The organism is Companilactobacillus alimentarius DSM 20249 (assembly GCF_002849895.1).
GTDB classification, from domain to species: domain Bacteria; phylum Bacillota; class Bacilli; order Lactobacillales; family Lactobacillaceae; genus Companilactobacillus; species Companilactobacillus alimentarius.
Genome location: NZ_CP018867.1, coordinates 111919 through 138736, shown reverse-complemented (window position 1 = coordinate 138736; position 26818 = coordinate 111919). Strand labels below are relative to the sequence as shown.

General features: G+C 33.8%; 25 protein-coding genes, 1 other RNA gene and 1 other annotated feature. Of the genes, 6 read left to right on the top strand and 20 right to left on the bottom strand.

Features of this window, described 5'->3' with window-relative positions; translation table 11 throughout:
- Window positions 1-55: 55 nt before the first annotated feature.
- The 6 genes from lpdD to LA20249_RS00765 form a co-directional block, all read right to left on the bottom strand.
- Window positions 56-463 carry a prenylated flavin chaperone LpdD gene (gene lpdD, locus LA20249_RS00790; protein WP_057737849.1) on the bottom strand — a complete coding sequence of 136 codons (408 nt, stop codon included), beginning with the start codon at window positions 461-463 and terminating at the stop codon, window positions 56-58.
- The gene (locus tag LA20249_RS00785; RefSeq protein ID WP_057737851.1) at window positions 463-1035 is read right to left on the bottom strand and encodes a UbiX family flavin prenyltransferase; all 573 of its coding nucleotides are present in this window, start codon (window positions 1033-1035) and stop codon (window positions 463-465) included. Before LA20249_RS00785 ends, lpdD begins: the two co-directional genes overlap by 1 nt.
- Window positions 1036-1047: 12 nt before the next feature.
- Window positions 1048-2523 (bottom strand): UbiD family decarboxylase, encoded by a 1476-nt coding sequence (locus tag LA20249_RS00780; protein ID WP_057737853.1) that lies wholly within the window; start codon window positions 2521-2523, stop codon window positions 1048-1050.
- Between the two features lie 301 nt (window positions 2524-2824).
- Window positions 2825-3580, bottom strand: a complete 756-nt coding sequence (locus LA20249_RS00775; protein WP_057737855.1) for an SDR family NAD(P)-dependent oxidoreductase — start codon at window positions 3578-3580, stop codon at window positions 2825-2827.
- Between the two features lie 101 nt (window positions 3581-3681).
- The gene (locus tag LA20249_RS00770) at window positions 3682-4092 is read right to left on the bottom strand and encodes a cupin domain-containing protein (RefSeq protein ID WP_057737857.1); all 411 of its coding nucleotides are present in this window, start codon (window positions 4090-4092) and stop codon (window positions 3682-3684) included.
- A 316-nt stretch (window positions 4093-4408) separates the two neighbouring features.
- A complete protein-coding gene (locus tag LA20249_RS00765) occupies window positions 4409-5812 on the bottom strand; it encodes a subtype B tannase (protein WP_235806739.1) in 1404 nt (467 codons plus the stop codon).
- A gap of 181 nt (window positions 5813-5993) precedes the next feature.
- On the opposite strand from LA20249_RS00765, the gene LA20249_RS00760 reads away from it, so the two are divergent.
- A complete protein-coding gene (locus LA20249_RS00760; RefSeq protein ID WP_057737859.1) occupies window positions 5994-6998 on the top strand; it encodes an NAD-dependent epimerase/dehydratase family protein in 1005 nt (334 codons plus the stop codon).
- Between the two features lie 69 nt (window positions 6999-7067).
- Here the strand turns inward: LA20249_RS00760 and LA20249_RS00755 are convergent, their stop codons facing one another.
- Together LA20249_RS00755 and LA20249_RS00750 are read right to left on the bottom strand one after the other, a co-directional pair.
- Window positions 7068-9311 (bottom strand): UvrD-helicase domain-containing protein, encoded by a 2244-nt coding sequence (locus LA20249_RS00755; protein WP_158294581.1) that lies wholly within the window; start codon window positions 9309-9311, stop codon window positions 7068-7070.
- Between the two features lie 58 nt (window positions 9312-9369).
- Window positions 9370-10260, bottom strand: coding sequence for a LysR family transcriptional regulator (locus LA20249_RS00750; protein ID WP_057737863.1), 891 nt, complete (start codon window positions 10258-10260; stop codon window positions 9370-9372).
- 114 nt (window positions 10261-10374) lie between these two features.
- Here LA20249_RS00750 and LA20249_RS00745 point away from each other — a divergent pair, with 114 nt between their 5' ends.
- Window positions 10375-11103 (top strand): DUF554 domain-containing protein, encoded by a 729-nt coding sequence (locus LA20249_RS00745; protein ID WP_057737865.1) that lies wholly within the window; start codon window positions 10375-10377, stop codon window positions 11101-11103.
- 536 nt (window positions 11104-11639) lie between these two features.
- Here LA20249_RS00745 and LA20249_RS00735 read toward each other — a convergent pair.
- Window positions 11640-12398, bottom strand: a complete 759-nt coding sequence (locus LA20249_RS00735) for a LytR/AlgR family response regulator transcription factor (protein WP_057737869.1) — start codon at window positions 12396-12398, stop codon at window positions 11640-11642.
- A complete protein-coding gene (locus tag LA20249_RS00730) occupies window positions 12391-13725 on the bottom strand; it encodes a sensor histidine kinase (RefSeq protein WP_057737871.1) in 1335 nt (444 codons plus the stop codon). Before LA20249_RS00730 ends, LA20249_RS00735 begins: the two co-directional genes overlap by 8 nt.
- A gap of 239 nt (window positions 13726-13964) precedes the next feature.
- Between LA20249_RS00730 and LA20249_RS00725 the strand changes: the two genes are divergently transcribed.
- The gene (locus tag LA20249_RS00725; protein ID WP_057737873.1) at window positions 13965-14759 is read left to right on the top strand and encodes a Cof-type HAD-IIB family hydrolase; all 795 of its coding nucleotides are present in this window, start codon (window positions 13965-13967) and stop codon (window positions 14757-14759) included.
- 280 nt (window positions 14760-15039) lie between these two features.
- Window positions 15040-16230, top strand: a complete 1191-nt coding sequence (locus LA20249_RS00720; protein WP_057737875.1) for an MFS transporter — start codon at window positions 15040-15042, stop codon at window positions 16228-16230.
- A 136-nt stretch (window positions 16231-16366) separates the two neighbouring features.
- Here the strand turns inward: LA20249_RS00720 and LA20249_RS00715 are convergent, their stop codons facing one another.
- The 9 genes from LA20249_RS00715 to LA20249_RS00675 all read right to left on the bottom strand — a co-directional run bounded on the left by LA20249_RS00715 (window position 16367) and on the right by LA20249_RS00675 (window position 24405).
- Window positions 16367-16561 (bottom strand): PspC domain-containing protein, encoded by a 195-nt coding sequence (locus LA20249_RS00715; protein ID WP_057737877.1) that lies wholly within the window; start codon window positions 16559-16561, stop codon window positions 16367-16369.
- 21 nt (window positions 16562-16582) lie between these two features.
- A complete protein-coding gene (locus tag LA20249_RS00710) occupies window positions 16583-16771 on the bottom strand; it encodes a PspC domain-containing protein (protein WP_057737879.1) in 189 nt (62 codons plus the stop codon).
- A gap of 104 nt (window positions 16772-16875) precedes the next feature.
- The gene (locus LA20249_RS00705; RefSeq protein ID WP_057737881.1) at window positions 16876-17688 is read right to left on the bottom strand and encodes a helix-turn-helix domain-containing protein; all 813 of its coding nucleotides are present in this window, start codon (window positions 17686-17688) and stop codon (window positions 16876-16878) included.
- Window positions 17689-17833: 145 nt separating this feature from the next.
- The gene (locus LA20249_RS00700) at window positions 17834-18670 is read right to left on the bottom strand and encodes a MetQ/NlpA family ABC transporter substrate-binding protein (RefSeq protein WP_083477891.1); all 837 of its coding nucleotides are present in this window, start codon (window positions 18668-18670) and stop codon (window positions 17834-17836) included.
- A 76-nt stretch (window positions 18671-18746) separates the two neighbouring features.
- Window positions 18747-18978: a binding site (T-box leader), on the bottom strand.
- Complete coding sequence (locus LA20249_RS00695) at window positions 18978-19667, bottom strand: methionine ABC transporter permease (protein ID WP_057737883.1); 690 nt, start codon at window positions 19665-19667, stop codon at window positions 18978-18980. It overlaps the preceding feature by 1 nt.
- A gap of 3 nt (window positions 19668-19670) precedes the next feature.
- Window positions 19671-20729 carry a methionine ABC transporter ATP-binding protein gene (locus tag LA20249_RS00690; protein ID WP_057737885.1) on the bottom strand — a complete coding sequence of 353 codons (1059 nt, stop codon included), beginning with the start codon at window positions 20727-20729 and terminating at the stop codon, window positions 19671-19673.
- A gap of 7 nt (window positions 20730-20736) precedes the next feature.
- Entirely contained in the window at window positions 20737-22071 is a 1335-nt protein-coding gene (locus LA20249_RS00685) for a M20/M25/M40 family metallo-hydrolase (RefSeq protein WP_057737887.1), read from the bottom strand.
- 33 nt (window positions 22072-22104) lie between these two features.
- Window positions 22105-22923 carry a MetQ/NlpA family ABC transporter substrate-binding protein gene (locus LA20249_RS00680; RefSeq protein WP_057737889.1) on the bottom strand — a complete coding sequence of 273 codons (819 nt, stop codon included), beginning with the start codon at window positions 22921-22923 and terminating at the stop codon, window positions 22105-22107.
- Between the two features lie 723 nt (window positions 22924-23646).
- Complete coding sequence (locus LA20249_RS00675) at window positions 23647-24405, bottom strand: DPBB and LysM peptidoglycan-binding domain-containing protein (RefSeq protein ID WP_057737891.1); 759 nt, start codon at window positions 24403-24405, stop codon at window positions 23647-23649.
- 214 nt (window positions 24406-24619) lie between these two features.
- On the opposite strand from LA20249_RS00675, the gene LA20249_RS00670 reads away from it, so the two are divergent.
- The gene (locus LA20249_RS00670) at window positions 24620-25222 is read left to right on the top strand and encodes a YitT family protein (RefSeq protein ID WP_083477892.1); all 603 of its coding nucleotides are present in this window, start codon (window positions 24620-24622) and stop codon (window positions 25220-25222) included.
- Between the two features lie 47 nt (window positions 25223-25269).
- On the opposite strand, the gene LA20249_RS00665 is transcribed toward LA20249_RS00670, so the two are convergent.
- Window positions 25270-25917: a DUF3862 domain-containing protein gene (locus tag LA20249_RS00665; RefSeq protein ID WP_057737895.1), complete on the bottom strand. Its 648-nt coding sequence runs from the start codon at window positions 25915-25917 to the stop codon at window positions 25270-25272.
- A gap of 142 nt (window positions 25918-26059) precedes the next feature.
- Here LA20249_RS00665 and ssrA point away from each other — a divergent pair.
- Window positions 26060-26424, top strand: a transfer-messenger RNA (tmRNA) gene (gene ssrA, locus LA20249_RS00660).
- Window positions 26425-26818: the final 394 nt, after the last annotated feature.

The window sequence follows — 26818 nt, the reverse complement described above, 5'->3', positions numbered from 1 at the left end:
AAAAAGCGGGACACAACCTTATTTCATACAGAGAAAATTGGGTTGTCTTCCGCTTTTATTGTGGATTTTCTGAATCACTATAATAAATTGGTGCCGTTACATTAAAATCAGTGTCTTGTAGCCAAGTTTCAATCTGTTTACCTAAACTTTGTGCCATCTGACTAGATACCATGATTTGTTTCTTTGAAATATGATTAACATGGACTCCAGCGCTGATAGTACAACTTCCGGGTAAATATGGTTGAATAATCTTTCCTACCCTAATAGCTAAAACATCATCTTTATGAAGTCTGCCATCGTGACTAGGGAAACGTTTTGTCTGTAAGTCACTATCTTTTGTCAGGGTCGTTATAGTACCGATATGAGGATTATCTCCACCCGTTATAGCGATGAACAAGTCCTGACCAATGACAGTAATATCTGCTGCCATGGTGTAATCTTCTTTAGTAACTGAGAATTGCATTAAATTCCCTCCCAACGTCCGCCAATTTCATTATCAATTCTTAAGGCGTCTAGTTCTTTCATCGTTTGATGATCAACTAAATCTTGAATGGTTTCAGGATGATTATAAAAAGCTGGAATTGGAGGAATCATTTGAACACCCATTTTCGACAACTTAGTCATATTTTCTAAATGTATCGTATTCAAAGGTGTTTCTCTTGGCACCATAATTAATTTACGTTGCTCTTTCAAAGTGACATCAGCGGCTCGGGAGATCAGATTGTCACCGATACCGACAGCTATGCTGGCAACAGTTTTCATACTTGCGGGAACGATTACCATTCCGTCCGTCAAAAATGATCCACTAGCAATTGTAGCTCCTAGATCACTGTCACTATAAAAGTAATCAGCTAAATTCTTAATATCGGATAAAGACAGATCAGTCTCTAATTGCAAATTTTTCTTGGCCCATGCACTGAGGACAACATGTGTTTCAACGTTTTCAATTTTTCTCAACTTTTTCATCAAATCAATTGCATAAATTGTTCCTGAGGCACCAGTTACACCAATAACAATTCTTCTCTTCCGAGTCATCTACACACTTCCTTATTTCAAATATTTTTGCCAATCCTTAACTTCTTTGAATTGGGCACGAATAAATTGATCTTTCATGTCAAATGGTACTGTTCCATCAATAATCGTCTTTGAACTCATGCCACGAACTCTGATTGACTTAGGATCATATTCAGGTCTTTCTGATGGATCAAGCGGATGGTTTCTCATCCCTGGCAAGACCATGATATCTTTATCGCCTTGGAATCTAGTATTCATAGTCCAAACCACATCGTTCATATCAAAAATATCAACATCTTCATCAACTAAAAAGACTGTCTTTAATTCTTTGAAGGCTGATAAAGCTAAAATAGCAGCTTGTCTTTGAATACCTTCATCGGCTTCATTATCCTTGTGGATTTGCATGATAGTCATCAACTTACCACCACCTGCTGGTGGGTTATAGACATTAACGACTTTACCGGGAATAGCTTTATCAACAAGTTCTAAGATACTTGCTTCAGTAGGAATACCGGCCATAGAAACATGTTCTTCACTAGGTCCAATAGTTGTTTGCATAATTGGATTATCTTTTCTGTGAGTGATGGCTTTAACTTTGACAACGTTAACGGCTGGATTAGCGTCACCATTATAGCCAGGAAATTCTGGCATAGCTTTACCAGTATGCGTATTGATATCTTCTTGCATAGTCTGATTAGGCATAATTTCAGCCTCAACTACGTATTCAGCACGAGCAATTGCTTTTTCATCAATCGTCTTAGCATTTACTAATTGAACAGCTTGATTACGCAAAGCACCAGCAATATTCAATTCGTCATAGCCAAGTGGGGTTGTAGGTGGCTCAAAAGTTGCTCCAATGGTAATAGCTGGGTCCAAACCAATGTTAATTGTAATTGGCATTGGTTTATCTAGTTTTTCAAATTGTTTCTGGAAGTGTCCAATGTGACGACCACCAGGCATAATATACATACCAATTGTATCTTTATCTTCCAAGACCATACGGTGAATCGTAACATCAGTCATAGTCTTATCAGGATCTGATCCTAAAACTAATCCCATAGTAATGTATGGACCAGCGTCATATTCAGTGTTAGTTGGAGCTGGCAAAATCTTTCTAATATCAAAATCTTTGTCAGTTGCTTTATGAACAACTTCTTGTACAGGAGCTTTGTCAGAATCCACCATTACTGGAGCAACTGGGTGTTCCACTGAATCCTTTAAAAGACGTCCCAAAGTCTTATAGTCGTGGTGCAAGATCATCCCATCACGCTTACGACTTGCCATCGCACCGATGAAAACTCGTGTTCCAGGAAATCCTTTGACATTGTTGAACATCATCGCTGGACCCTCTTGAGTAGGACGTTTAACCGTTCCACCAGCACCAATATAACGATATACTCCGGAAAGTTCTGCATCCGGATCAACCTCAACATCAGTTTCATGGTATTGATTAGGTTCTTTCTTTAATTCATCAATAACTCTTCTTAAATCATATGGTTGTTCTGACATTTAATTGCCTCCTCTTTGTCTTAACAGTGATTATTATAAAAGGACTGACCTAGCGGAACAATTCAAGTTATCTACTTAAATATTCCAAATTGGAATATTTTCAAGCATTCTCACAAACAATTTTCCAAAGTAAGCCCTTCCAAGTCTGATAATAGCATTCTTAAAAAGAATTTAATTACCATTTAGGCTTATATTGGAGTTATATTTTTTATTTCATTTGCGAATAAAAAAGACTCCCCTTTGCTGTTTGAATTCAAACAACATTAAGCAGTCTCAATAAAAATTTTTAATAATTAATGAACTAGTGTATCGTATAGCCACCGTCAACTGAAACAGCTTGACCGACCATATAACTTGCAGCATCGCTACAGAGAAATAAAACAACTTGGGCAACCTCTTCTGGCTTAGCCAAACGTCCCATTGGGATTTCACGAATTAAGTCATCTATTTCCTTTTTCTCAGTTCCATTCATACGAGAAACCATTGGAGTATCAATAATTCCTGGACAAACAGCATTAATTCTCACGTTACGGTTTGCATATTCCAGTGCACTGCTCTTAGTTAACCCCAGAACACCATGTTTAGAACCATGATAAGCAGTCCGACCGGCAATACCCACTAAACCGCCCATCGAAGAACAGTTAACGATGGCTGCAGGTGTCTTTTGTGTCCGCATTTGGGTTAATTCATATTTCATGCTTAGGAAAACGCCCTTTAAATTCGTATCCATAACATGATCATATTCTTCAACGGATAAATCAGCTGTATCACTAACAGGACTTTGAATACCTGCATCATTGTAGGCATAATCTAACCGTCCAAATTTATCAACGGTAAACTTGACCATAGCTTCAACATCTTGAGGTTGTGCAACGTCACAGCGAAAAGAAACTGCTGAATAACCTTGATCAACTAAATGTTGTGCTTCATCTTTAGGCTCGTGGTGTCCAGCCAAAACAACATGGGCGCCAGCTTTAGCAAATAAAGTAGCTGCACTCAAACCAATTCCAGTACGGGCACCAGTTACAATGACAACTTTGTCTGTGAAATCAAACATTTTTTCTTATCTCCTTTAAACAATTTTTTACATTTTCAGATGAACGAAATCTTATTTGATTGCGTTCCATTAATAGAACAATATATTTATTTTTTTAATCATTAATTCAAAGAATTGTATTCCTCATCACTGACAGCTTCCAACCATTCTGGAGTTCCTGCAGTAATGGCAATGTGGCTGAACCAACTATCTTTAGTTGCGCCATGCCAATGTTTAACACCATCACGAGTGACAATTACATCGCCAGGATGAAGCTTTTGTGCTGGTTTACCAGCTTCTTGATACCAACCTTCGCCACCGGTAACTAGTAGAATTTGATAGCCATTATGGTGGATATGCCAATGATTACGAGAACCAGGTTCAAAACTGACATTGCTGACTGTAACATTAACATCGTTTTCTTTGACTAAAGAGTTATGGTAACTCTTTCCGGTAAAATATTTTTGAAACGCAGTATTCAGTGCACCTATTTCAAATAATCCTTTTTTAACGTCTTCTTCATTGTTTGACATTTTTTTACATCCTTTCAAAAACATAATTTTTATTTTGCTGGATCTTTAACATTGATAGCTGCTGGGTACAAAGTAGCAGTTCTAATATTAATTTTTCTTGAACGTTTTCATTTCTAATTACTTACATTTACTATCTTTGATTAACGTTTCTCATTGCCTCGATTACAATTACTACTATAAGCGGTAGTGAGTGTAATTAGAAGTATCTATCCGTTAATCTACTACCAACCATTAGTTCATACTATGAGTAGAAAAAAGATTACTTGATACCCCTGGAATTCCAACAGTATCAAGTAATCTCAATAAAAACTTTAATTTAATTTTTTGCGCAAATCTTATCAATCCAAGTGAAGAGATCCCTTAAATCATAATCGCCACTATGAGGAGTTGCCCAAGGCATTGCAAAATCAACATCAAATCCGGCATTTCTTAACAACGTGGCCAAAATAACCGGAATAGCAAATGAAGTATCTCTATCGCTAGCACCATGACGAATCCGCCAATACTTAGCAGTTTGACCATCGGCAGACTTTATATAAGTCAAAGGATTAATTGCCTTAATCAAATCACTGTCAGCTAACTGTGACTTTACTTGACTGTTAGATTGAGAAAATTTGGTAAAGTGTTTACTTGCTGTCTTCCCATCACCGAACAAATTAGGTTCAGGATTTTGCATTTTTAAGTCATCAAAAGCCGGTACGCCTTTCATTCGTGTGATAAATTGTAAATACTTATCCCAATCCAAACCATTAACGACCCCAGAATCAACGTGAACACCTGTATCAGCAGATATTTTTTGACCACTATCTAGGGCTTTTTGAGCGGATTGCTCAATAAAATCTTTTACATATTCTAAAAATGAACCAGTACCATCAGCATTTAAAGAAAGCCTATTCCCATTTGCATCAATCAAACTTAGACCATTTAAATATTTAACAAACTCATCCTTTAAAATTTTTGAATTATCTTTCTCCTCAGCGGTCAGCTCCCCATTAATCTTTTTGAAAACAGGTGGCGTAGTTTCATGTGGTGGTGTAACCATCTGTACTCGATTCCAATCAGTAATATTATTAAACTCCCATTCATAGGCAGCGTCAGCATGCTCAAGATTATGAATTGGACAATAGCAACTAGCAGCATAAATCGCGTCTGATTCATTTGCTGCACCAAGTTCTTGCAAATATTTTTCAAAAAACTGGGCATTGCCTGAAGTTCCAACTGTAGCCGAAGTAGCTCCACCAGCACTGGTCCCATTTGTAATAATCTGTTCAACATTACCGGGAATCAATTGTTGATTGTGTCGTACGTACCTAATTGCTGCTTTCATATCAACCAAAAAAGCTGGAGCTTTACCAATGAATCTCTTAGTTTCATCAGTCAAACTTCGACCCCTTAAACCAGCAGAAATCACCACATATCCGTGTTCAATTGCTTTAACAATTGTCGTCGAATTATTGGGGAAAGCTGCGTTACCAGGAAAATCTCTCGGTCCTGGCATATAGCCTCCAACTGTATTAGGCATAAAGATTGGTGCAGTCTTTGCAGTATAACCATTAATCGTTCCCTGGTGATAATAAGCTAATGGTACAAAGATATTCAACTTTTGTATTGGCGAAACAGGATGTTCAACATAAGTTACATCCCGAAATTCTCGATAAGAAATACCTAAATCGTCTGATAAAATCCGATCATTATAATCATTAACATTAAGCTTTAACATTCAAAATTACCTCCATCATACAAGTCGACCTCATTTTAAACGATTATTTAATAATTTCATATGCTGATTTAAAGTAAGATTTCTAAATGACTGTCTTTTTCCAACTAGATACTTGACCTAAAGTTTACATTAAGTATTACGATAATAATTAATGAAATTGTTTCTAGAAAGGAATCGTCAGATGAAGAAAACAGATAAAATTGTTATTTTAGGTATTACTGGCTATATGGGTGCTTGGCTGGCAAAGGATTTAACTGCTGCAGGGTATCAAAATATTTACGGAAGTTATACTAACAGTAAAAAAGCGACTGTTCTGAAAAGTACATTACCCAACTTGAACTTAGTTGACATCAATGTTTTAACTGATACTGAAAAGTTAAATGCTTTAATGTTCAATACTAAATGGATCTTCAATAATACTGCCGCTTTTACTGGTCAGAAAAAGGACACAACTGATTTCATCGTTACTAAAACTTTGATGGCCAATAACGTTATGCAGGCGATCAAACAAGCCAAAACGATTGAAAAAATTGTTCACTTAGGTTCTGTCGGTACAATTGGTAGCGGACATTTGAATCCTCAAGTTACTGAATATGACGAGAGCGACTATTCAGCCATCGACCCTGATAATATTTGGGGCGTCATGAAACTAGCCGAAGAAAGAACAATCACTCAATGGTGCCAGAATTTGAATATAAACTATGTCATCGTTCACCCCACCAACGTGATTGGTCCTTCCTTTTTACCTTGGAATCACGATATGATTCCAGCATATCTAAAAGATGGTGGCTTTTTAATCGACTCCCAAATGGATAGTGTCGACGTCCGTGATATCGCCAATTTAGAATTGACATTGATGAATGATACCCAAGTTAATAATCTTCGCATTCTGGGTAAGGGCTTTTCAATGATGTACAGCCAATTAGTTAACATCGTGTCTGAGCATTTAACTGACCAACAGATTCAAATTCTCTTCGGTAATATGACACATATTATTGATCAAAAAACTGCTTTGAATATTCTACAAAATACTAAAGATAGTAATTTTTATAAAGAAAATATTAACAAAATCAATAACACTTTAAATATTCACACTAAATATCCAAAAGCTTACAAGTATCAATACACCGATGCTAAAGAGACAGTCGTTGCCGCTTTGGATAAGATGTTACAAGATTTAAACTAGCTACTCTACAAAAAAAGTTGGAAATGAGACCACATTCACTCCTAGGAGTTATTTGATCTCATTTTCAACTTATTTTTTTGGATTTTTCTTTGGTAAAGCTAAGTCAAACACTAACGGATTGGAATCTGGAGCAATTCTTAAATTCAGCTCTTTTTGAGCTCGCGTGACACCAACATACAAGAGTCTTCTCTCTTCTTCAATAAAGGCTGAATAATTCTCAATTTCTTTATAAAGGTCATAGAACATCCCAAACTCTTTATTTTTTTTCAAAGTTTTATCTAAATTAATTGGGTTAAAAGCGTTATTATTCGTAATTTCACGATATTTATCCACATGAGCGGATTTCAAAGCATTTTCCAAAAACTGAAAATTTTGTTTATAAACTAATTTCCACTTTTGAACGAACTTATCCATCGCCATTTCAGGTGGAAACCATGAATTCAAGACTTTACTAGCACGATCAACTTCTTTATCCGTTAATCCATAGAGATAAACATATTTAAACTCCAAACCTTTTGCCTGGTGCAATGACAAAAACTGGATTCGATCAGTTTGTCGTCCTTGTTCGATACGACTAGTTAAAATTGCCTTCTTTTGTTCCTCAGCTAAAAAGAAATCATCAATACTTTGATACTTGCTTAATTCTTCCTCTAAATATTTCTTTATATCATTGACCTCATTTTTTGACATGAAATTCTTTTCTTCCATATAGTCAAAATAGCGATCCGTCAACTTCTGGGCTGCTTTGTACAAATCTTTAATCAGGCTTTTAGCTAGTTTATCCCTAGTCTCTTCACTATCAGATTCTTGCATGCGTGTTTTAAAACGCTGAACGCTATTAAAATAAACTTTAACTCGCTCATCAGTCCTTTTAAAGGGTGTATTGGTTGTAGCGTTATATTGATCAGCAAATTTTAGATACTGACTTAATTTCTCTAAATCTTGATTTTTAACAACTTTTTGAGTGTGATCTTTGTAAGAACGAAAACCAATTCGATTAGCTTGATTACTAAAATATTCGAATTTATCATTCCACATTGCTTTCATTAATTCAGTAATAATTCGATAAACGATATTATTCTGCAAAATTGCCCCAATATTATTAATATCCGCATAAATCTGTTGATTAGCCAACCAATCTGCCAACAACATTCTTGAAGAATTGTAACGTACCAAAATGGCAATATCATCGTTATTTATTTTTTTATCACGAATCTGTTTAACTAAGTGCCGTAACATCTTCGAGTCGCCACTGAAACCAGATTTCTTCGTACTATAAAGAATGAACTTCCCCATATCTTTCTTACCTGATAACAGTTCCTTATCCAAACGAACATGGTTCTTCTTAATAAGCGGAATCACTTTTTTCAAAATCTTTTCGCCAGTTCGATAATTAGTTGAAAGGTTATGTTTCTGAGCATTGGGAAGCAATTTTTTATAATTCAAAATGAACTTAGGATTGCTGCCACGAAACGAATAGATACTCTGATCATCATCACCGATTACAATCAGATGTTTCATCGTTTCTGGACTCAATAATTTCGAAATAATTTTCCACTGCAGGTTGTCGATATCCTGAAATTCATCAATAACCGCAATCTTAAAACGAGCCATAACCTGTTGATAATATTGCAAGTATTGCGGTGTCTGCATACTCTTTAATAACAATAATTTCATATCGTTAAAATCAATATAGCCATTTTCACGTTTCAAAACTTGATACTTTTTGATTACATCTACGTAGTCAGCATAAAACTCTTCATTATGATTCTGACGTGAATACTCGCTCATAATTTTAATAGCTTTTGTCAAGGAAGCTTCACTTGACCTGGGTAATATTCCATCACTAGTCAAATCCTGATTAATCATATAATCATTTAGATCAAACATTTCACTCAGCATTTCATCTTTTGTAATAATGTTACTGGGATGCTTGATTTGATCGGCTAAATCTCGAATAAAATAACGATACGAAGTCAGAACTTTGGAACTGCGATACTCGGGATTCTGTAATAACAGTTGATAAAATAAAGCGTGAAACGTAGTGAATTTCGGTTTGCCACCATTCAGATTCAAACCAGTGTCTTCCAATTGATCAATGAAATTTTGATAACGTTGACCCATATCAATTTTTGACTTGTGGGAAAAAGTAATTCCTAAAATTTCATTTGGCTCCACTTTACCCTCAGCAATTGCAATCAATGCCATTAGAATAAAAATGGTCGTTTTTCCAGAGCCAGCGCAGGCATTGACCAATAGGGGCTTAGTAAAATCATTTTTTAAGATAGCTATTTGTTCATCTGAAAATTTCATGTTAAGACCTGATTCCATCAAGTCGATTATTTGTTCTGTTGATAAATCTTGGATATTTTCATCCCCCAATTTGGTTTACATTGTTGTTAAGATACTTCCAAAACATTTCGTTTGCACTGGAATGATCGCCTTTAGTTCTGATAAAGCATAAATCATTTGCAATATTAGAAGTTAATGGGACCGTTACGAAATCGTCGCTGTCAAAGTTTTTGGCAGTTTTTTCCATCATCAAAGAAACACCCATATTATTTTGCACCATTTGCATGATCAAATCGACTCGAGTTCCTTCATAGGCGATTTTAGGCATGAACCCAGCATTTTGACACATCTTAATCACAGGATCATAAAGATTAGTCGTTTTTCCCAATATCAAAAACTGTTCATTCTTTAATTTTGCTAAATTCAATTTCTTAGCAGTGGAAAACTTGTGACCTTTTGGTAGTACGGCTACAAAGTCATCTTTTTCCATCACGATCCGCTCTAAATCAGGATCATCAAAATCAAATGTTCGAGCAAAGATAATTTCACACTTACCTGCTTTCAGTGAGGTAACTAAATTGTAGCTCTCCTCTTCTTGCAGCTGCATGTGCACTTCGGGATGTTTTTGCAAAAACTTTGTTATCAGATTAAAACTTTGATAACTCGGCATTGTGGGAATTGTATGCAATTCAATCGTCAGATTCTTAGCAGCTTGAAAATCATTCAATCTATTCTCAAGGTCATTGCAGTCGCTGATAATCCTTTTAGCATAAGGTAAGGCAATTATTGCTTGTTGTGTCAATTCAATTTTTCGGTGAGCACGCTTGAACAATGATACACCAAGGTCCTTTTCCAATGCCATAATCTGTTTAGAAATATTGCCTTGGGTAGTAAAAAGATTTTCAGCTGTCTCAGTATAATTGAGCGTCTTTGATAAATCGACAAAAACTTTCAACTTACGTGAATCCATTGTTGCCACTTCCCATTCCATTTTAGAATACTATATCATATTTTTTGAATTGTTAATCGCCTAACGAAAATCTAAAGTTGGAATAGTTAAACAAATGAAAGGGGTATTACGACTATGCCAACTGGCGTTATTATTAATGCAGCCTCAGTTTTATTCGGCGGCTTGCTGGGTGGATTTTTAGGTGATAAGTTTAGTGAACAATTCAAAAACGACATCACTTTGATTTTTGGTGTCTGTTCTATGGGAATGGGAATTTATTCAATCGCACCCATGAAATACATGCCTGCTGTTATTTTTGCATTAGTTATCGGAACCGGAATTGGTCTTTGGATGCATTTAGGTCAATGGATCAACAAAGGTGCCATGGAAATGCAAAAACCAATCTCCAAACTTTTTCCTAATACTAAAACTGAAATGTCACATGAAGATTTTATCAACACTTTAGTCACAGTTATTGTGCTTTTCTGTGCTAGTGGTACAGGAATTTACGGAAGTCTTGATAACGGAATGACTGGCGATACAACCATCCTAATTTCGAAATCTGTCCTTGATTTCTTCACAGCTGCTATTTTTGCCTGCAATTTAGGCTACGTAGTTTCTATTATTGCCATACCACAATTTATTCTATTTTATATTCTGTTCTTATTAGCTAAATTCATTTTCCCATTAACTAATCCCAACATGATTTTAGATTTCAAAGCCTGTGGTGGTTTCCTTATGCTGGCAACTGGATTTCGAATGGTAAAGCTCAAGATGTTTCCAATTGCGGATATGATTCCAGCAATGGTCATTATTATGCCATTAAGTTGGATCTGGGCTAATTGGTTCCTGCCACTATTATAAAATGATGAAAGAGTGCGACATAACATGGTCAGTTTTTTGTTCTGTTTTCTGCGATTGTTGCACCATTAGTTAGCTCATGCCGGGCGCACTAAAAATAAGTGCCACATGATTATTACGCAAAAGTTAATAATCATGTGGCACTTTTTATAATGTAAAAAATAATTTCAGTTAAATTTTTATTGATTCCCATTATTTTTAAATTTCTTTAAATATAAGTAATCAATCCATATAATCAATATGATACCAATAAAATTGATTGTACTTTTTAAACTAAAAATTGCATCATCTATATAAAAGGAAAACAAGTTATAAATTCCAATAACAAGCATCGCATTTATCACAAAAAATTGGATTAATTTATTTTTATACTTCATAATCAGTTACCTTGCTTCAAATATTCCTTTCAAGAGTTCCAAATCTGCCAGGGTTGTCGTGGAACCAGCATATTTCTACCTCCTTTCCTTAACTCATATACTAACCTCCTGAAATAGGATTAAACTTATTTAATTTAACCGTTCCTATTTATTAAGTTAACGTTAGTCTTCAATAAATGATCTCAACTTTTTTTTGAATAATCCCTTTTTTCTAATGGCTAACGGACAACAAATAAGCCCAGCCTTATCAAAAAACACGGTATTTGTCATTGTATCAAGACTTACAACGCTTCTAGGATTTACTAAAAATCCTTTATGAACCCTAAATAAATTATTATATTTATTCTCAATATTATGTAAGGAATCTTTTATCTCAATACGTGATTCTTTAGTATGTAAAATAACTCTATTAATATGATTAGGAACCGATTCAATATATAGAACAGAATCCATTGGCTCCTTGTAAAATCGATTTCTAAGTTTATACCCAAAGAATTTTTCATTATTTTCAACTCTAGATTCTAAAAGTTGTAATGACAAATTTATATCTTTACGTATGTCTTCCTCAATATCATTTATTTTCAAAGATTTAACAATATAATCTAATGGAGCAATTCTTCGCTCCAAAGTTAATAAGGACATTTCCTCATGTGATGTGATAAAAACAATATTTATTGAACTTGACACTCCCCTTATATTTTCGGCAAGTCTAATTCCACTTGTTTCATCATTTCCTATCTCAATATCCAAAAAAACCAATATATCATCCTTAGAATTTACAGAATCTAGAATTCTTTTGACATCATCGGTCTGCATATCTATACATGCATCAATATTCTCAAATTCTATGTACCTTTTCATAAAATCTACTATCGCTTTTCTCTGCTCTATATCGTCCTCAAGTATTAATATTTTAAGCATTATTATCCCCCACAATTAATACAATTTGTACGGTATGATTTTTAATTGAAGCATTCAAGCTTAATTTATCATTACTCGAAACAAAGCTTTCAACACCTTTAAGTCCTTCTCCATGATTGTTACCCTTCGTAGAGTAATTTTTGATAAACCAATAATTTACGTTTAATTTTTCAGGCTCATCGATATGATTTTCAACAACAATATCAAACCCGTCTGTATATTTAACAATAGCAAAACTAATAATTTTTTTCACTTGATCCATACTGGATTCAATAGCATTATCCAGCAAAATTGATAAGATTCTAGATAAATCAATTTCATCAACAACGGTATCATTTATTCGTTCATCAATTTCACAATGAAATTCTATACCTTTACTTTTGGCTAAATTTATTTTGGTAAGTAGTATACTCTTTATCGGCTTACTCTTAATATTATTTAATATTCCCATTACATCTTGATTAAATGTCAGTACCTTGTCAGAGTATCCAACAACCTTCTTAAAGTAATCCTTGAAGTCTTGATCCTTAGAACGTTCCACAAAAATTTCAAAACCAATTAAAATATTTTTATAATCGTGTTTGAATTTTTTTATTGAATTATAATTTTGATTTGCAACTTCCATATACTTTCTGAATTCTTCATCTTTTTGCTTTTGAATCTGAAGCTTGTTCTTTTCATTAACTAAAGTTATGTACAGATAGAAAAAATATAGATTTGTAAAGAATACTAAGAAAAGTATAAAAACAACTAGACCTTGAAGAATCCCACTCACATGGTTCATATCAAAAATAATGTTAACAGAAAATATTACGATTATATTTATTACAAGAAAGCAAATTGTCATAATATTTATTTTATTATTTCCCAGAATGGATAATTTCAATTTGGTTATATAGAATATATTTTTCTTATAGAAATAAATCGTAATTATAATAAGAACTGAATTAATAACAATGGATATTAAAACAAAAATATTAATGCTTCGATTATTTGCCAAAGTATTTATTATGATACGAGCGAACCATACTGAAAACTCTCCTATAAGCGATTGTACGATATAAGAAAAAATAAATATAAGTAAATATTTATTACCAATAATTTTTGGCCATTTATAATTGATTAATGTAATTATAATTATTAACACTGGAAGAATTGCAGAATCATAACGTCCAGAAAACAAAGAAATAATTGCTGAAAAAAGGACGGTCATTATGACTGTCCTTACTTTGAATTTCGTATCTGAAAATATTAAAAATAATACGAATGTAAAATCTAAAACAATAAAGTCATAACCGAATAGTACTAAACTTGAAACATTGTACATAACAGTCTTATCCCTCTCCCGTCAATTTCTTCCTGTCCTAATTCATTTAATTGATGTTCAATATAATTTTCTTTCTTCATCATTGTTATTCCTTTAATTATTACATATTTTTTTATTGATTTCTGAAATATCCAAATATTTATCATTCTTCAATTCAGTAGACTCATTTAAAGTCTATTTTTTATATTCCACAGTGTTTAGTTTATAATTAAATATAAACGCATAGAAGGAGAACAGCTTTGTCAGACATAAAATTAATTGCAACCGATATTGATGGTACCCTTTTTGATTCCCATCACCAATATAATGTAAAGCGCTTCAATAATTATCTCGATAAATTACATCAACAAAATATTAAATTTGCAATTGCCAGTGGTAATAGTTATAGTCACTTGAAAGAAATCTTTACTCAATCTCCCACAATTGACGCTATCGTAGCTGAAAATGGTGCTCAAATCCTAGTCGATAATAAAACTATCTTTGAGGACACCCTCAATAATAATCAGTTAATTGACATTGACAAAGAATTTAATAAACGTCTCAATTTAATCAGTCTTTGTTTTTCAGGAGTCAATGGCACTTATGTTAATCAAGATTCTCCACAGACAAATGATTACTATATCAACAATTTGGTACGAGTGAATCGGATTGCCGATATTGACGACAAAATCTTTAAGATGAATATTCGAATTGCTGAAGAACAACTGGATCCGACTGTTAAATTCATCAATGATAATTACAGCGATAGTATCCACGCTGCCGTCAGCGGATTTGGCAGCATTGATATTATTCCTGCCCATATCAACAAAGCCGTCGGCTTAAAACAATTGTGTGATTTCTATCAAATTTCATTAGAAGATGTCATTTCCTTTGGCGATAACGGTAATGATTTAGAAATGTTGGAGGAATCAGGTATTGGTGTTGCTATGAAAAATAGCGGTGCTCATATTCAAAAATATGCTGATCTAATTTCCAAAACTGACAATGATCACGATGGCGTACTCAATACTATCAAAGATTTAGTAAAATTCTAAAATAAAAGTGTGAAAAAGAACTCGACTTTTAAGTCATGTTCTCTTTCACACTTTTTTATTTTTAATATATTGCTTTAATCGTTTTACGCTGTAACAAAGCCGTTTTAATCATTATTATTAGGATTAAATTATTTTTAGTTAATAAATGCCTTTACATTTTTTAATAATAGCTATATTATAAATTTTTATAAAGGGAAATGGATTAAATTTTATTTTAGAATTCCGTAGCATTAACCAAAATTGCTACGGAATTTTTTTAAATAATAGCTGGGGGTAACATATGACAATTCAAGGAAACAAAAACCTTTTGAAATTAGTTATAGGGCAAGCTTTATTATTAATTTCATTTACCATATACTCAACAGTACTACTCTATTTATTAGTTCAACAATATCACGCAAACGCTCGAATCATCGCAATATTTGGAGGAATAGCAGCACTTCCCCCTGCTTTGATCATTCTTCTAAGCCCAATTCTGGGACAGATAAAAAACAACAAGAAAGTTCTAATAAATTTACAATTGATTTCCACTATTGCTATTCTTGTCGGTGGGATATTTTTAATTGAACACATTGACTTGTTCAAAATTGCCATTTTATATTTCATATTGAGTGCTGTAAATACAATTTCAGAATCTGTGGAAGTGGGATTTATACCGGTGGTCTTCCAAGAAAATGAAGCATTGATTGAGAAGTCAGTTGATTTTCAATACTTTATGAGTTCCGGAATAACCATCATAGCCAGTATCATTAGTTCATTTGTATTGAAGTACGATAGTATCTGGCTTCTAGTAGTAAGTTTTATTAGTGCACCGCTAGGAATAATTTTTTACTGGTTGATTAGTTATGACGTAACTTTTGATCTACCTAAAAATGAACCTGAAAATGAATTTGAACAGTCTTACTTGAAAGAAATGATTGATTCACTGTATCAATTTTCACACACGATGCCCGCTTTTTTGATTATCTTATTTGAAGCAATTTTGGGTGGTATTACTGGTTTACTATTTGATTTGCTACCGTTAACCATGAAAGAATTGGGATTAGCCGTAGCCATGTTTTCAATTGTTAACGCCGTCCAAAAAATTGGTGATTTAGTAGGTGGTATGTTTGCTCCGCTAGTCAAATGGAAAGCACCAACTTTTTTCGCATTTGATTATATTATTTCTGGAGGCTGTTTCATAGCCGTCACCTTCCCTATTAACAACTTTATAAGGTTGGCTCTTCTTTTGATAGCGGGGATAGTTATGGGAATGTCGGGAAATGTTTTTGAAAAATTAATGTATCGATCATTTAACGTTGGGAACATATCAGCTATGCACGCATTGGCGACTTCAACATTCGCATTATTCTCGGTCGTTAGTTATTTAGCCGCATGGATTAATGTCAAAACATTGATTCTATGGCAAATGACTGGAATTATAACCATAATATTTGGCGTGATTATTATTTTTTATCGTTATAAAAAATAACTTTTGGAACCCGAAACTAATTACATTTTTTGACAGATTTACAAATAAAATTTTTGATGAAATTATAAAAGCATTATCCACTTACCCCCTTACAGGGCTTCTGGATAATGCTTTTTACTATCTATAATTTATATATTTAATTTAAATCTGGTTTCTCCATTAGAAGCCACATAACCAAATAAACGATGATTCCAGGAAATCCTGGCACGAGCGATAACACAACATACAATACTCGACCAGCTGCCGGATTCCAGTCAAATTTTTCACAAATACCAGCAATGACTCCTCCAAATATTTGATTATCCTTTGATCTCTTTACGGGAATGTGCATTATATATTTAACCTCCAACTATTAATAATCTGGACTCTCCATCAATAACCATAGAATTAAGTAACCAATAATCCCTGGAAATGGTGTTAAGGATAAAACAACCCACAAAACTCTGGCTATTGTTGGATTCCATTGGAAATGTTCGGCCAATCCACCGATGACACCTGCAAAAACTTTATCATTACTAGAACGTTTTATTGGAATATGCATTTTTATTTCCCCCTTTTATTGTTACTTATATAATAAGTTATTACAGCACATAAGTACATTTAAACTGCTTACATAAGACTTACAGTTATGTCACATTGAAATATTTATTCAAACGCATCTTCGCTATATAACTCGGTAAATAGATCTTTTCGACGATTAGGTTCCAATCTCTCATTATCATTGTGCGCAGCTTGTGCTAACCTAGCCAGAAGAAAATAACAATTGGCCAACATATAATGCGAATTGTGTTTAGCGATAAACTCAATCCCATCAGCCAAATAAGCCGTTGAATTCTGATAATCATTTAATTTGAAATAAATCAATGCAGCTAAATAATACAGCACGTTTTGATTCTCTTCATAAGAGAATTCATCCCAGTGTTTAAAGGCCATATTAATATTTTTTTCAGCCAATTTCTTTTGTCCTTGCAAGGCATAGATATATCCCATTGACATGTATGCTAAACGTCCTAGAGTATTTGGTCTCTGATTTTTGATTCCTGCCAATGATAATTCAAACGATTGAATTTCCTCAAAGAGAGCACTTGTTTGCAATTGTGCCGTGCCTAAATAGTAATAATAAGCTTGAATTTGTAAATCAGTCTTCAAATTATTCAAAATTTTATCCTGCAATAAAAATTGTAATAATTCATGATATTGATGATTGTTACAAAGGTCATCAACTTTATCATTAAAGTTATATTTAGAACTGACAGGAAAATTAGTTGCCAAACTAACTTCATCAAGATTCACCATTAACTTATTTGCTAAATTGACCAATAGATTGGAATTAGGCACATAAATATTATTCTCAATAGCTGACAACATTGACTGAGCACAGACCCCAGCTGCCAATTCTTTTTGTGTAAAATGCTTTTCCTTACGTAACTCTTTTATTACCGTCCCTAAATCTCTCATATTTATCCCTGACTTTACTTTACTTACTATCTTAATTCTAAATGAAAACAGGAAAAATGTGTTACTTTAAGTTGCAAAAAACGCCTAGAAATATTCTAGACGCTTTTTTGTGGTAGTTTAAAATCTTTTTAACAATTTTTATTCTTTAATTTAATACTTTATAATTCCAAGCTGGTTTTTCATATCCATGGAATTCATCTTTAATAACCTTAGCAATATCTTTAGATTGATATGCCTTAACAATCTTTTTATATGTTGCATTATTCTTGTCTTTCTTATTAGCAGAAATGATATTAACATATGGTTTTGACTTAGCAGTAATCTTTTCTCTATATACGGCTGTCTTAGGGTCTAATTTAGAATCATTAGCAACTCCACTATTAACAACCGAGGCAGTAACATCATCCATTGATTTAGCTGTTTGAGCAGCATCTAAAGGTGTAATCTTCAAATTCAATTTATTCTCAGTAATATCTTTTAAACCAGGAACTTTAGCATTATCAAGCTTGATCAAACCGGCACTCTCTAGTAATGTCAATCCACGAGCTTCATTGGTTGCATCATTAGCGACGGCAATCTTATCGCCTTCTTTGATTTGACTAACCTTTTTAATCTTCTTTGAATAAAGTGCCATTGGTGCGATTACAGTGGAACCAATTGATACAATATTGGTCTTATGCTTCTTATTCCAGTCATTTTGGAAAATCACTGTTTGAAAGGCATTCAAATCAATTTCCCCTTGATCCAAAGCAGCATTTGGTTGACTATAGTCTGAAAACTCAACAATTTTAATGTTGATTCCTTCTTTTTTCACTTTCTTAGCAACGGCCTTTAATACCTTGTCATCGGAACCAGTAATACCAATCTTTACAGTCTTTTCTTTATTTGAACTAGCCTGACTACTTCCACAACCTACCAAAGCAAACAAACTAAATGTGGCAACAATTAATAAAAGAATAGCTTTAAATTTATTATTCTTCATGAGTACTCCTCCTCGATTTTAAAACCCTATTTCTCGACACAAAAAGCGCTCCTATTAAGACGACTTAATCATCTTAGATAGAAGCGCTTTTAGCGCGGTACCATTCTATTTCGAAAGTAAATTCACATTTACTTTCCTCTAAAACATGCAATGCATGTTGTGTATGATAATGGGTACCAACCATCATCCCCTAAAAAAATCAGGAATGCCAATCACGGATCATTTTCACATATTGCTTAGTCCTCATCTCAGCACCTGAGGCTTTCTGTACCAATTAAATATGTTACTTTTCCGATCAACTTGTTATCTAATGTTCTAATTTTCTAACAGCAAAATCACCGAGTCCTTGAATAACGAATACCAATACTAAAATAAATAACATAGAAACGATTGTGACATCATTTTCGAATCGTTGATAACCAACGGATATAGCCATGTTACCAAGACCACCACCACCAACGGCACCAGCCATGGCAGTTAAACCAATCAAACTAATAATTGTTAGTGTCCCTGAACGAATCAACTCTGGAAGACCTTCACGTAAGTAAACTCTAAAAATGATTTTCATTGGTGAAAGTCCGATTGCTTCAGCAGCTTCAATCACACCATGATCAACTTCAACCAAGGCTAATTGGACTTGTCTGGCAAAAAATGGTGCAGTTCCAATAACCAACGGTACCAAAGCACCTGTAGGTCCAATTGTTTGACCAACAATCAATTTGGTAAATGGTCCAATGACCGCTAATAAAATAATAAATGGAATTGATCTGAATAAATTAACTAGTTTATCCAAACATGTATAAAAGGCCTTGTGTGGTGTAATTCCATCATCAGCCGTAACAACCAAGAGAATTCCTAAAATAATCCCGATGATTCCGGCAAACAAAGCACTGACAAATGTCATATAAAGTGTTTGCCAAATAGCTACGACGAATCCATTATCGCCTTCCCAGTTGGCAACAACATTAGGAAGAAACTTATTTACTAAATCTGCCATGAATTATTTGCCTTCTTTCTTTAGTGAAATTTCTTTAACATTAACATTTAAACTATTTAAATATTGAATAGCTTCTTCAACTTTTTTATCGTCACCAGTTAAAGCAAATAACATAATTCCCACAGTAGTATTTTGTAATCTTTCAATATTACTGAAAAGAATGTTTGCTTCAACTTCAAAACGTTTGTAAAGTTCAACAACGATTGGCTCATTGGTTGAGTCACCAATATAATTCAATTCAATCAAACGTCCACTCAATTTGTTAACAATGCCGCTATCTCTGATTTCATCCAGAACAGAACCAATATGTGTCGAAGTATTAACAAAGTCTTTCGTAAGTTGTTTCTTTGGATTACCAAAAATCGACAACAGGCTTCCTTCCTCAATCAATTGTCCACTTTCCATAACCGCAACACGATTACAGATTTGTTTGATAGCATCCATTTCATGAGTAATGATGACAATGGTAATTCCTAATTCTTTATTTAAGCTACCCAGTAGATCCAAGATTTCTGTGGTAGTTTTTGGATCAAGAGCACTAGTAGCTTCATCAGAAATCAAAATTTCTGGATCATTAGCTAAAGCACGAGCAATCGCCACACGCTGTTTCTGACCACCAGATAATTGTGATGGGTAATTTTTAGCTTTATCAGCTAAACCAACAATTTTTAATAATTTATCAATTTTTTGTTTACGTTCAGCTTTACTCAAATTTGAATCACGTAGTGGAAAATCGACGTTTCCGTAAACAGTCAATGAATTCATCAAATTAAAATGTTGGAAAATCATTCCAATATTACGACGTGATTTCCGTAAATCTTTTGCACTTAATTTGGTTAAATTCTGGTTATTAACAATTACTGTTCCAGAAGTTGGCTTTTGCAACAAATTAATTACACGAACCAAAGTACTTTTCCCGGCACCAGAGTACCCGATAACTCCGAAAACGTCACCTTTATTAACGTTGATCGAAACATCTTTAACAGCTTCAATCGTTTTTCCTTCATTATGGAAGGTAACATCAATATCTTTTAGCTGAATTATCCCATTTTGTTCTGCCATTTAATAATTACTCCCTTAATTTACCCAAGAATTGATCAAAGAAATCAATAAAATCTAAGTAATCTTGAATTCTAATATTTTCGTTTGGGGCATGATTGCCAGCTTTAGAATAACTAACACCTGTTGAAATAATTGAGGCATGAGTATATTCGTTCAAGAGATACATTGGACCAGTACCAGGACTTGATGGCAATGCCTCAACTTTATCCTTGCCACCAAAGAAGTCTTTAGCAGTTGAAATCAACTTATCAACAATTGGACTATCCAAATCCCAACGATAACCCTTTTCACCTAAGAGATACTTAACTTTAATATCTTTAAAGCCTTGATCGTTCAAATATTTTGTCAACTTATCAAATAGGTCATGAGGATCTTGATTAGGTACTAATCGGAACTCTAATTTAGCAGTAGCGGCTTTAGGAGTGACAGTTTTTACTCCTTCGCCTTCCCAGCCACCGCTGATTCCTTCTATATTAATAGTAGGATTGAAAGTTAAATTGTAATTAACCGATTTATTTTTCAATAATGGAACTTGTAGATCCCATTTTGATTTCAAATCTGGTGTAGTAGCTTTATTAACTAAATCAATTTCTCTTTGAGTAGGTTCTACAACATCATCATAGAAACCAGGAATCTTAATATCACCTTCGGGAGTTCTCAAAGCATCCAGTGCTTGAGCTAATCGCCATGTGGCTGAATCAACTACCGCAGCAAATGAAGAATGTAAATCAATATTTGCTGAAGTGGCTTCTAATTCAAAGCACAAAACGCCTTTATTACCACCGGTGAAATTAAATTGTTCTTCTTCGTTCTTATATCCTGATTCCCAAATTATCAAATCAGCAGACAATTTATCGGAATACTTCTTTAAGTAATCTTCCAAATGACGACTGGCAACTTCTTCTTGTCCTTCGACTAAGAATTTAATGTTACATGGAAGATCGCCATGTTCTTGACGATAAATCTTCAAAGCTGTGATTCGACTGATCAAATCGGCCTTACAATCAGAAACGCCACGACCAATGAACTTGTCATCAGTAATCTTTAATTTAAATGGATCTGAATTCCAAAGGTCCAGTGGTTCTTCCGGTTGAACATCGTAGTGATTATAAATAAGAATGGTAGTATCACTAGGTTTCTTTGGCTTGATCTCAGCGAAAACAACTGGATATTCAAATTCATCCCAAACGGTTGCGTCTGCTCCAAAGTCTTGTAGTAAATTCTTAAGGAATTCGGCTGTCTCAGTAATAGATTGATTCTTTGCTGAAACGGATGGTAGTGCGATATATTGCTTTAAATCCTCAATCGACTTCTGAATTAATGGATCTGATAGTTTTGACATATGAAAACCTCCTCAAATTTTTAAAACATTTTATTACTTATTCCAAGCTGGTACGGCACTTTCGCCATAAACCTTCTTGATTTCTTTAGCAACAGCCTTAGTTTGGAAAGCTTTAACAACTTTCTTGTAAGTCTTGTTGTTCTTATCCTTCTTTTGAGCAACGATAATATTGATCCATGGTTGTGATTTCTTATTAACCTTTTCAGTTACAACTGCTTTAGATGGATCAAGTTTTGCATCACTAGCAACATTACCATTAACGATAGCTGCATCTACATCATCAAGTGAACGAGCTGTTTGAGCTGCATCAAGTGTGGTAAACTTCAAATTCAATTTGTTTTCCTTGATATTCTTCGTTGATGGTAATTTCACACCACTATCAAGTTTCAACAAACCATTTGCTTCAAGTAACTGCAATGCACGAGCCTCATTAGAAGCGTCATTTGGAATAGCAATTTTTGCACCATTCTTTAATTGACTAAGCTTAGTGATCTTGTGTGAATATAAAGACATAGGTTGAATAACCGTCTTACCAATTGAAACAAGATCACTGTGATGTGCCTTATTCCATGAATTTAAGAAGAATGTATGTTGATAAGCATTGATGTCCACTTCCCCTTGTACCAAAGCTGTGTTGGGTTGATTGTAATCATTGAACTCAACAATCTTTAAGTTGATACCTTCACTCTTCACGTTTTTCTTAACAACTTTCCAAATTGCAGAATCAGAAGGATTGATTCCTACTTTAACTGTTTGGGTTTTATTTTGATTACCACAACCAGCTAATACAAAAATAAATAATGCTGTAAAGCCTAATAAGATAACCTTGCCAATCTTTTTATATTTACTCATTTCTTTCTCCCACCTTATACATTTCTTACTAATCAAAAATATCTATATAAACAAAAAAGCCACTTCTAAACTGAACATAATCTGTTCATATTTAGAAGCGGCTTTTGCGCGGTACCATTCTAATTCGGAATAAATTTACACTTATCCCCTTAACAACGTACAGAAATTCACTATACGCGTGTACTGTAAAGGGTACCAACCATTGCATCTTTATCCGAAAGGATTCAGCGCACCAATCACGGGTCATTTTCATTCAAGTCGTAGTCCTCATCTCAGCAATTAGAGGCTTTCTGTACAAACGAGATCGAATTACTTCCCCCGATCAAATTGTTTAATAAATGTCTTTGTTAATCATTGGTTAGATAATACAATCTAATTTTTAAAATGTCAATCAATAAAAATGAACTTTTTTTAGTAACATTCTAATTTTACTTTTTTATGCCAAGTGTCATTTATAACATGTTATTTAGCAAAACGCCTATTTAATAATGTTTCTTAAAGACCGTCGTTACGGATTTTATAACGGTTAATTGATATTATTTTGAAAATAAAAAAATTACAAAATTTCTATTTTACATATTTTTATATTATAAAATTAAGACTTTATTAAAAAGACGCTACTTTAATCTAAGGAAGATTGTCCACAAAAATAGCCACAACAATCACAATTTGTGATTGCTATGACTATCATTAATACTTAAATATTAAATTATTTTTTTCTAATTAAGAAATAACTTCAACAGAAGCTGTTGTAACACCATATGATGGAATTGATGAACTAGGCATAGCAACATCTAATTGTTGTGAGTTTGAGTTAGCAAATGTTCCTGTATCATTAACTGTTCTGTACAATACTGTACCGTCAGCTAAAGTAATCTTCAATTGTGTACCCTTAGGGAAGACTGAAAGATTAGCAGCGACACCACTATAACCCATATTTGATCCTAAAACAGATGGATCATAGAAACTGATCTTGAAGGTACCACTAGAAGTTGATGTTGAAGTAGTGCTTGTACTTGCAGTTTGACTAGCTTGTGTTGTGGCACTAGTATTTTGTGAACTCTGTGTACTTTGAGTATTTTGAGTAGCACTTTGTTGTGTTGCTTGAGCAGTGTTATCTGTTGTTGTAGCAGATTGAGTATCAGTTGTTGGTTGTGCTTGTGCTGCTTGTGTTGTTGCTTGTGTATTTGAATTATTATTTGTTGTATCTGTATTTGCACTTGTGTTTGTTGTGGCACTAGGTAAGGTAATTGTTTCTCCTGGGAAAATCAAGTCAAATCCGCCAACTTCACGGCCGTTTGCTTGTTCAAGAGCGGAAATACTAATTCCGTTAGCTTCAGCAATGCTCTTGTAAGTATCACCCTTTTCAACTTGTACCTTATTGTTACCAGTTGAAACTGCGGCTTGAGCAGTATTTGTTGAAGTGAATACCCCTGCTAATGCTACTGTACTTAATAAAGCGATAGATAAAACTTTTTTCATGAATTAATTACATCCTTATTTTTTATTGTTTAGCTCTCATTGCTATGGTGCTATACTAACAGCTCAGTATTACATGACAACGACCGCAAAGTTACATTTTAGGATGATAATGTAATTTTAGTAACATTCATGAAACATGCGAAAGCTTGTTCTTATATTTAGGTATCGGATACTTTTATTGCTATAACAATATATTCATGATATAGTTTTATATATGAAGAATAATAAAAAGAGAACGTCCGCAAAACTACTAATAATGTTAGTTGCTTTGGAACTTATCGCATTTAGTCTTAATATGTTCTTCGAACCGCATAGTATAGCGGCTGGTGGTGCCACAGGTATCGCCATCTTGCTACAGGCAGGATGGAAAATCCCAACATTCATCTCGGTTCTTGTCATAAATATTGTGATGTTAGTACTGGCTTACATACATTTAGATCGACAAACCACCATTAAATTAGCAATTGGAAGTTTCGTACTTCCGTTACTGTTATATATCACACCAGTTTATAACTTAATTCTTCAAAGTAGAGTTATCTCTATAATAGTAGGAAGTGTAATTTTTGGCATTGGTCTTGCAATTCTATATACCCTCAACATGTCTAGTGGAGGGACCACTGTTCCACCAATGATTATTCATAAAAACTTTGGTGTCGACAAATACATTAGTTTATTCATTATTGATGGCTTCGTTTGTTTAGGAAATATTGCTTTAACTGACATAGTTTCATTCTTCTTAGCTGTCATGTCAGTTGGCATCTCCAGTCTAGCCATCAAGGCATTCGGTATTTTTCACAAACGACACATTGCACAGTAAAAGACGCCCATATCAAAGCATTCACTGTTTTGACATAGGCATCTTTTTTATTTTACATTAATTTGCGATTTAGAAATCACTTGATTATTCGATAATTTTATTTGAATAGAAGCATTTTGAGTCGGATCTAATTCTGATAAATCAGATACATACGTCAAAGTTCTAATCCCATTCATATCTGAATAATCATCTGGTTCACCTAATACATCTATAACCCGATTATAACCGTCGCCATCCGCAATTTTATTATAATCTACTAAAGTTAAACTATTTTCACGGTCGATATCTAGCCCCTGAATTGATTTAGCTTGCGCTTTATTTTTTTCAAAGGTAATTTGAATCATCACTTCATTATTATTATCAGTGCCATTCCAAGTAACATTTTCAATTTGACCTTCAGGATCAATTAATTGTGACTCTTTAGGATTTCCCAAAAGTTTATAGATGGTACGTTTAGAATAACCTTCACGCCCCGTTTTAATAGAATTGTACTTTGTAATTAATGAAGGACTCTTCTCAGCCTTTTTCTTTAATGACTGACTCTTTCTTTGTCTCAAGGTGGTCTGGTCCGCCTTATCTTGATAAAAAGCATAATTAGCAACATAAGTTGTAGCTGAAACTACTACTATAATCGAAAGAATCGTGATCCAGAACCAATTTCTCTTGTAAAATGGTTTCCTTTCATTTTCATTCAATTTTCAATACCTCCATCTACACCCTGTATTTTAACAATAATAATGAAAAGTAGCATCATAAATGTATTGCTATTTTCAATAATTTAAAACATATAACTTGCCTAATTATCCAAAGTTAGATAGTATATTAGTTGGACACCATGGGGGTGTTCTGGATTCGACATGTGTAGTAGCGTGTGAGCCGCACTTAGGGCCTTGTGTCCCTTTAAAACACACAGTTTATTATAACTGCAAAAAATAATAATTCTTACGCATTAGCTGCCTAAAAACAGTCTAAGCGTGATCCATTCTAGTTTCGCCCAAGGGTTGGAAATGGGTCTCAAATTAATTGGGCTACGTTCAACTGTGCATTCTGAATAGTTGAAAAGAGATTATCAGGATAGCTACTGTGGCTAGCCTGGTTGTATGGCGTTCATAGTAGCGAAACTTTAAATGATACAACTATGAGTGTAGAAGCTTGCATAGCATTATGCTTGGACAGGGGTTCAATTCCCCTCACCTCCATAAAGTAGATTTCAGTCAGTTGTATTAAGGCCTAAAAGCCTTGATATGACTGGCTTTTTTCTTTTCTCAATTTCAAACCGTTTCATATTATTTCACGAATATGTCAATCAAAAGTGCAATCAATTTTTAAAATAAATAGTGGAAGCAGGATATGGGATTCTATTTTAAAATAAAAATGCCTATCAACTCTATTTATCGTACAACCGTTATTGGGTGCAAGCATTGATATAACTGATTTTTTCTTTATTTTGATAATTTTAAGAATCATCTTATAACACCTTTTTGGTAGTCAAAGAATAAATATATTACTGGTTGGGGCGGTTGCCATCACATTTCTTATGTGGTGGTTTTTTTGCGTCATTAACATTTTTGGATAATGAATCTTTGGGTCAAAAAT

Coding starts and splice junctions, on each gene's coding strand:
- LA20249_RS00770 (WP_057737857.1), bottom strand. CDS start 4,092: ATGTCAAACAATGAAGAAGACGTTAAAAAAGGATTATTTGAAATAGGT.
- LA20249_RS00700 (WP_083477891.1), bottom strand. CDS start 18,670: ATGAAGAATAATAAATTTAAAGCTATTCTTTTATTAATTGTTGCCACA.
- LA20249_RS00720 (WP_057737875.1), top strand. CDS start 15,040: ATGACAATTCAAGGAAACAAAAACCTTTTGAAATTAGTTATAGGGCAA.
- LA20249_RS00750 (WP_057737863.1), bottom strand. CDS start 10,260: ATGGATTCACGTAAGTTGAAAGTTTTTGTCGATTTATCAAAGACGCTC.
- LA20249_RS00780 (WP_057737853.1), bottom strand. CDS start 2,523: ATGTCAGAACAACCATATGATTTAAGAAGAGTTATTGATGAATTAAAG.
- LA20249_RS00715 (WP_057737877.1), bottom strand. CDS start 16,561: ATGCACATTCCCGTAAAGAGATCAAAGGATAATCAAATATTTGGAGGA.
- LA20249_RS00695 (WP_057737883.1), bottom strand. CDS start 19,667: ATGGCAGATTTAGTAAATAAGTTTCTTCCTAATGTTGTTGCCAACTGG.
- LA20249_RS00690 (WP_057737885.1), bottom strand. CDS start 20,729: ATGGCAGAACAAAATGGGATAATTCAGCTAAAAGATATTGATGTTACC.
- LA20249_RS00705 (WP_057737881.1), bottom strand. CDS start 17,688: ATGAGAGATTTAGGGACGGTAATAAAAGAGTTACGTAAGGAAAAGCAT.
- LA20249_RS00735 (WP_057737869.1), bottom strand. CDS start 12,398: ATGCTTAAAATATTAATACTTGAGGACGATATAGAGCAGAGAAAAGCG.
- lpdD (WP_057737849.1), bottom strand. CDS start 463: ATGCAATTCTCAGTTACTAAAGAAGATTACACCATGGCAGCAGATATT.
- LA20249_RS00785 (WP_057737851.1), bottom strand. CDS start 1,035: ATGACTCGGAAGAGAAGAATTGTTATTGGTGTAACTGGTGCCTCAGGA.
- LA20249_RS00760 (WP_057737859.1), top strand. CDS start 5,994: ATGAAGAAAACAGATAAAATTGTTATTTTAGGTATTACTGGCTATATG.
- LA20249_RS00775 (WP_057737855.1), bottom strand. CDS start 3,580: ATGTTTGATTTCACAGACAAAGTTGTCATTGTAACTGGTGCCCGTACT.
- LA20249_RS00745 (WP_057737865.1), top strand. CDS start 10,375: ATGCCAACTGGCGTTATTATTAATGCAGCCTCAGTTTTATTCGGCGGC.
- LA20249_RS00675 (WP_057737891.1), bottom strand. CDS start 24,405: ATGAAAAAAGTTTTATCTATCGCTTTATTAAGTACAGTAGCATTAGCA.
- LA20249_RS00680 (WP_057737889.1), bottom strand. CDS start 22,923: ATGAGTAAATATAAAAAGATTGGCAAGGTTATCTTATTAGGCTTTACA.
- LA20249_RS00730 (WP_057737871.1), bottom strand. CDS start 13,725: ATGTACAATGTTTCAAGTTTAGTACTATTCGGTTATGACTTTATTGTT.
- LA20249_RS00710 (WP_057737879.1), bottom strand. CDS start 16,771: ATGCATATTCCAATAAAACGTTCTAGTAATGATAAAGTTTTTGCAGGT.
- LA20249_RS00755 (WP_158294581.1), bottom strand. CDS start 9,311: ATGAAATTTTCAGATGAACAAATAGCTATCTTAAAAAATGATTTTACT.
- LA20249_RS00765 (WP_235806739.1), bottom strand. CDS start 5,812: ATGTTAAAGCTTAATGTTAATGATTATAATGATCGGATTTTATCAGAC.
- LA20249_RS00670 (WP_083477892.1), top strand. CDS start 24,620: ATGAAGAATAATAAAAAGAGAACGTCCGCAAAACTACTAATAATGTTA.
- LA20249_RS00685 (WP_057737887.1), bottom strand. CDS start 22,071: ATGTCAAAACTATCAGATCCATTAATTCAGAAGTCGATTGAGGATTTA.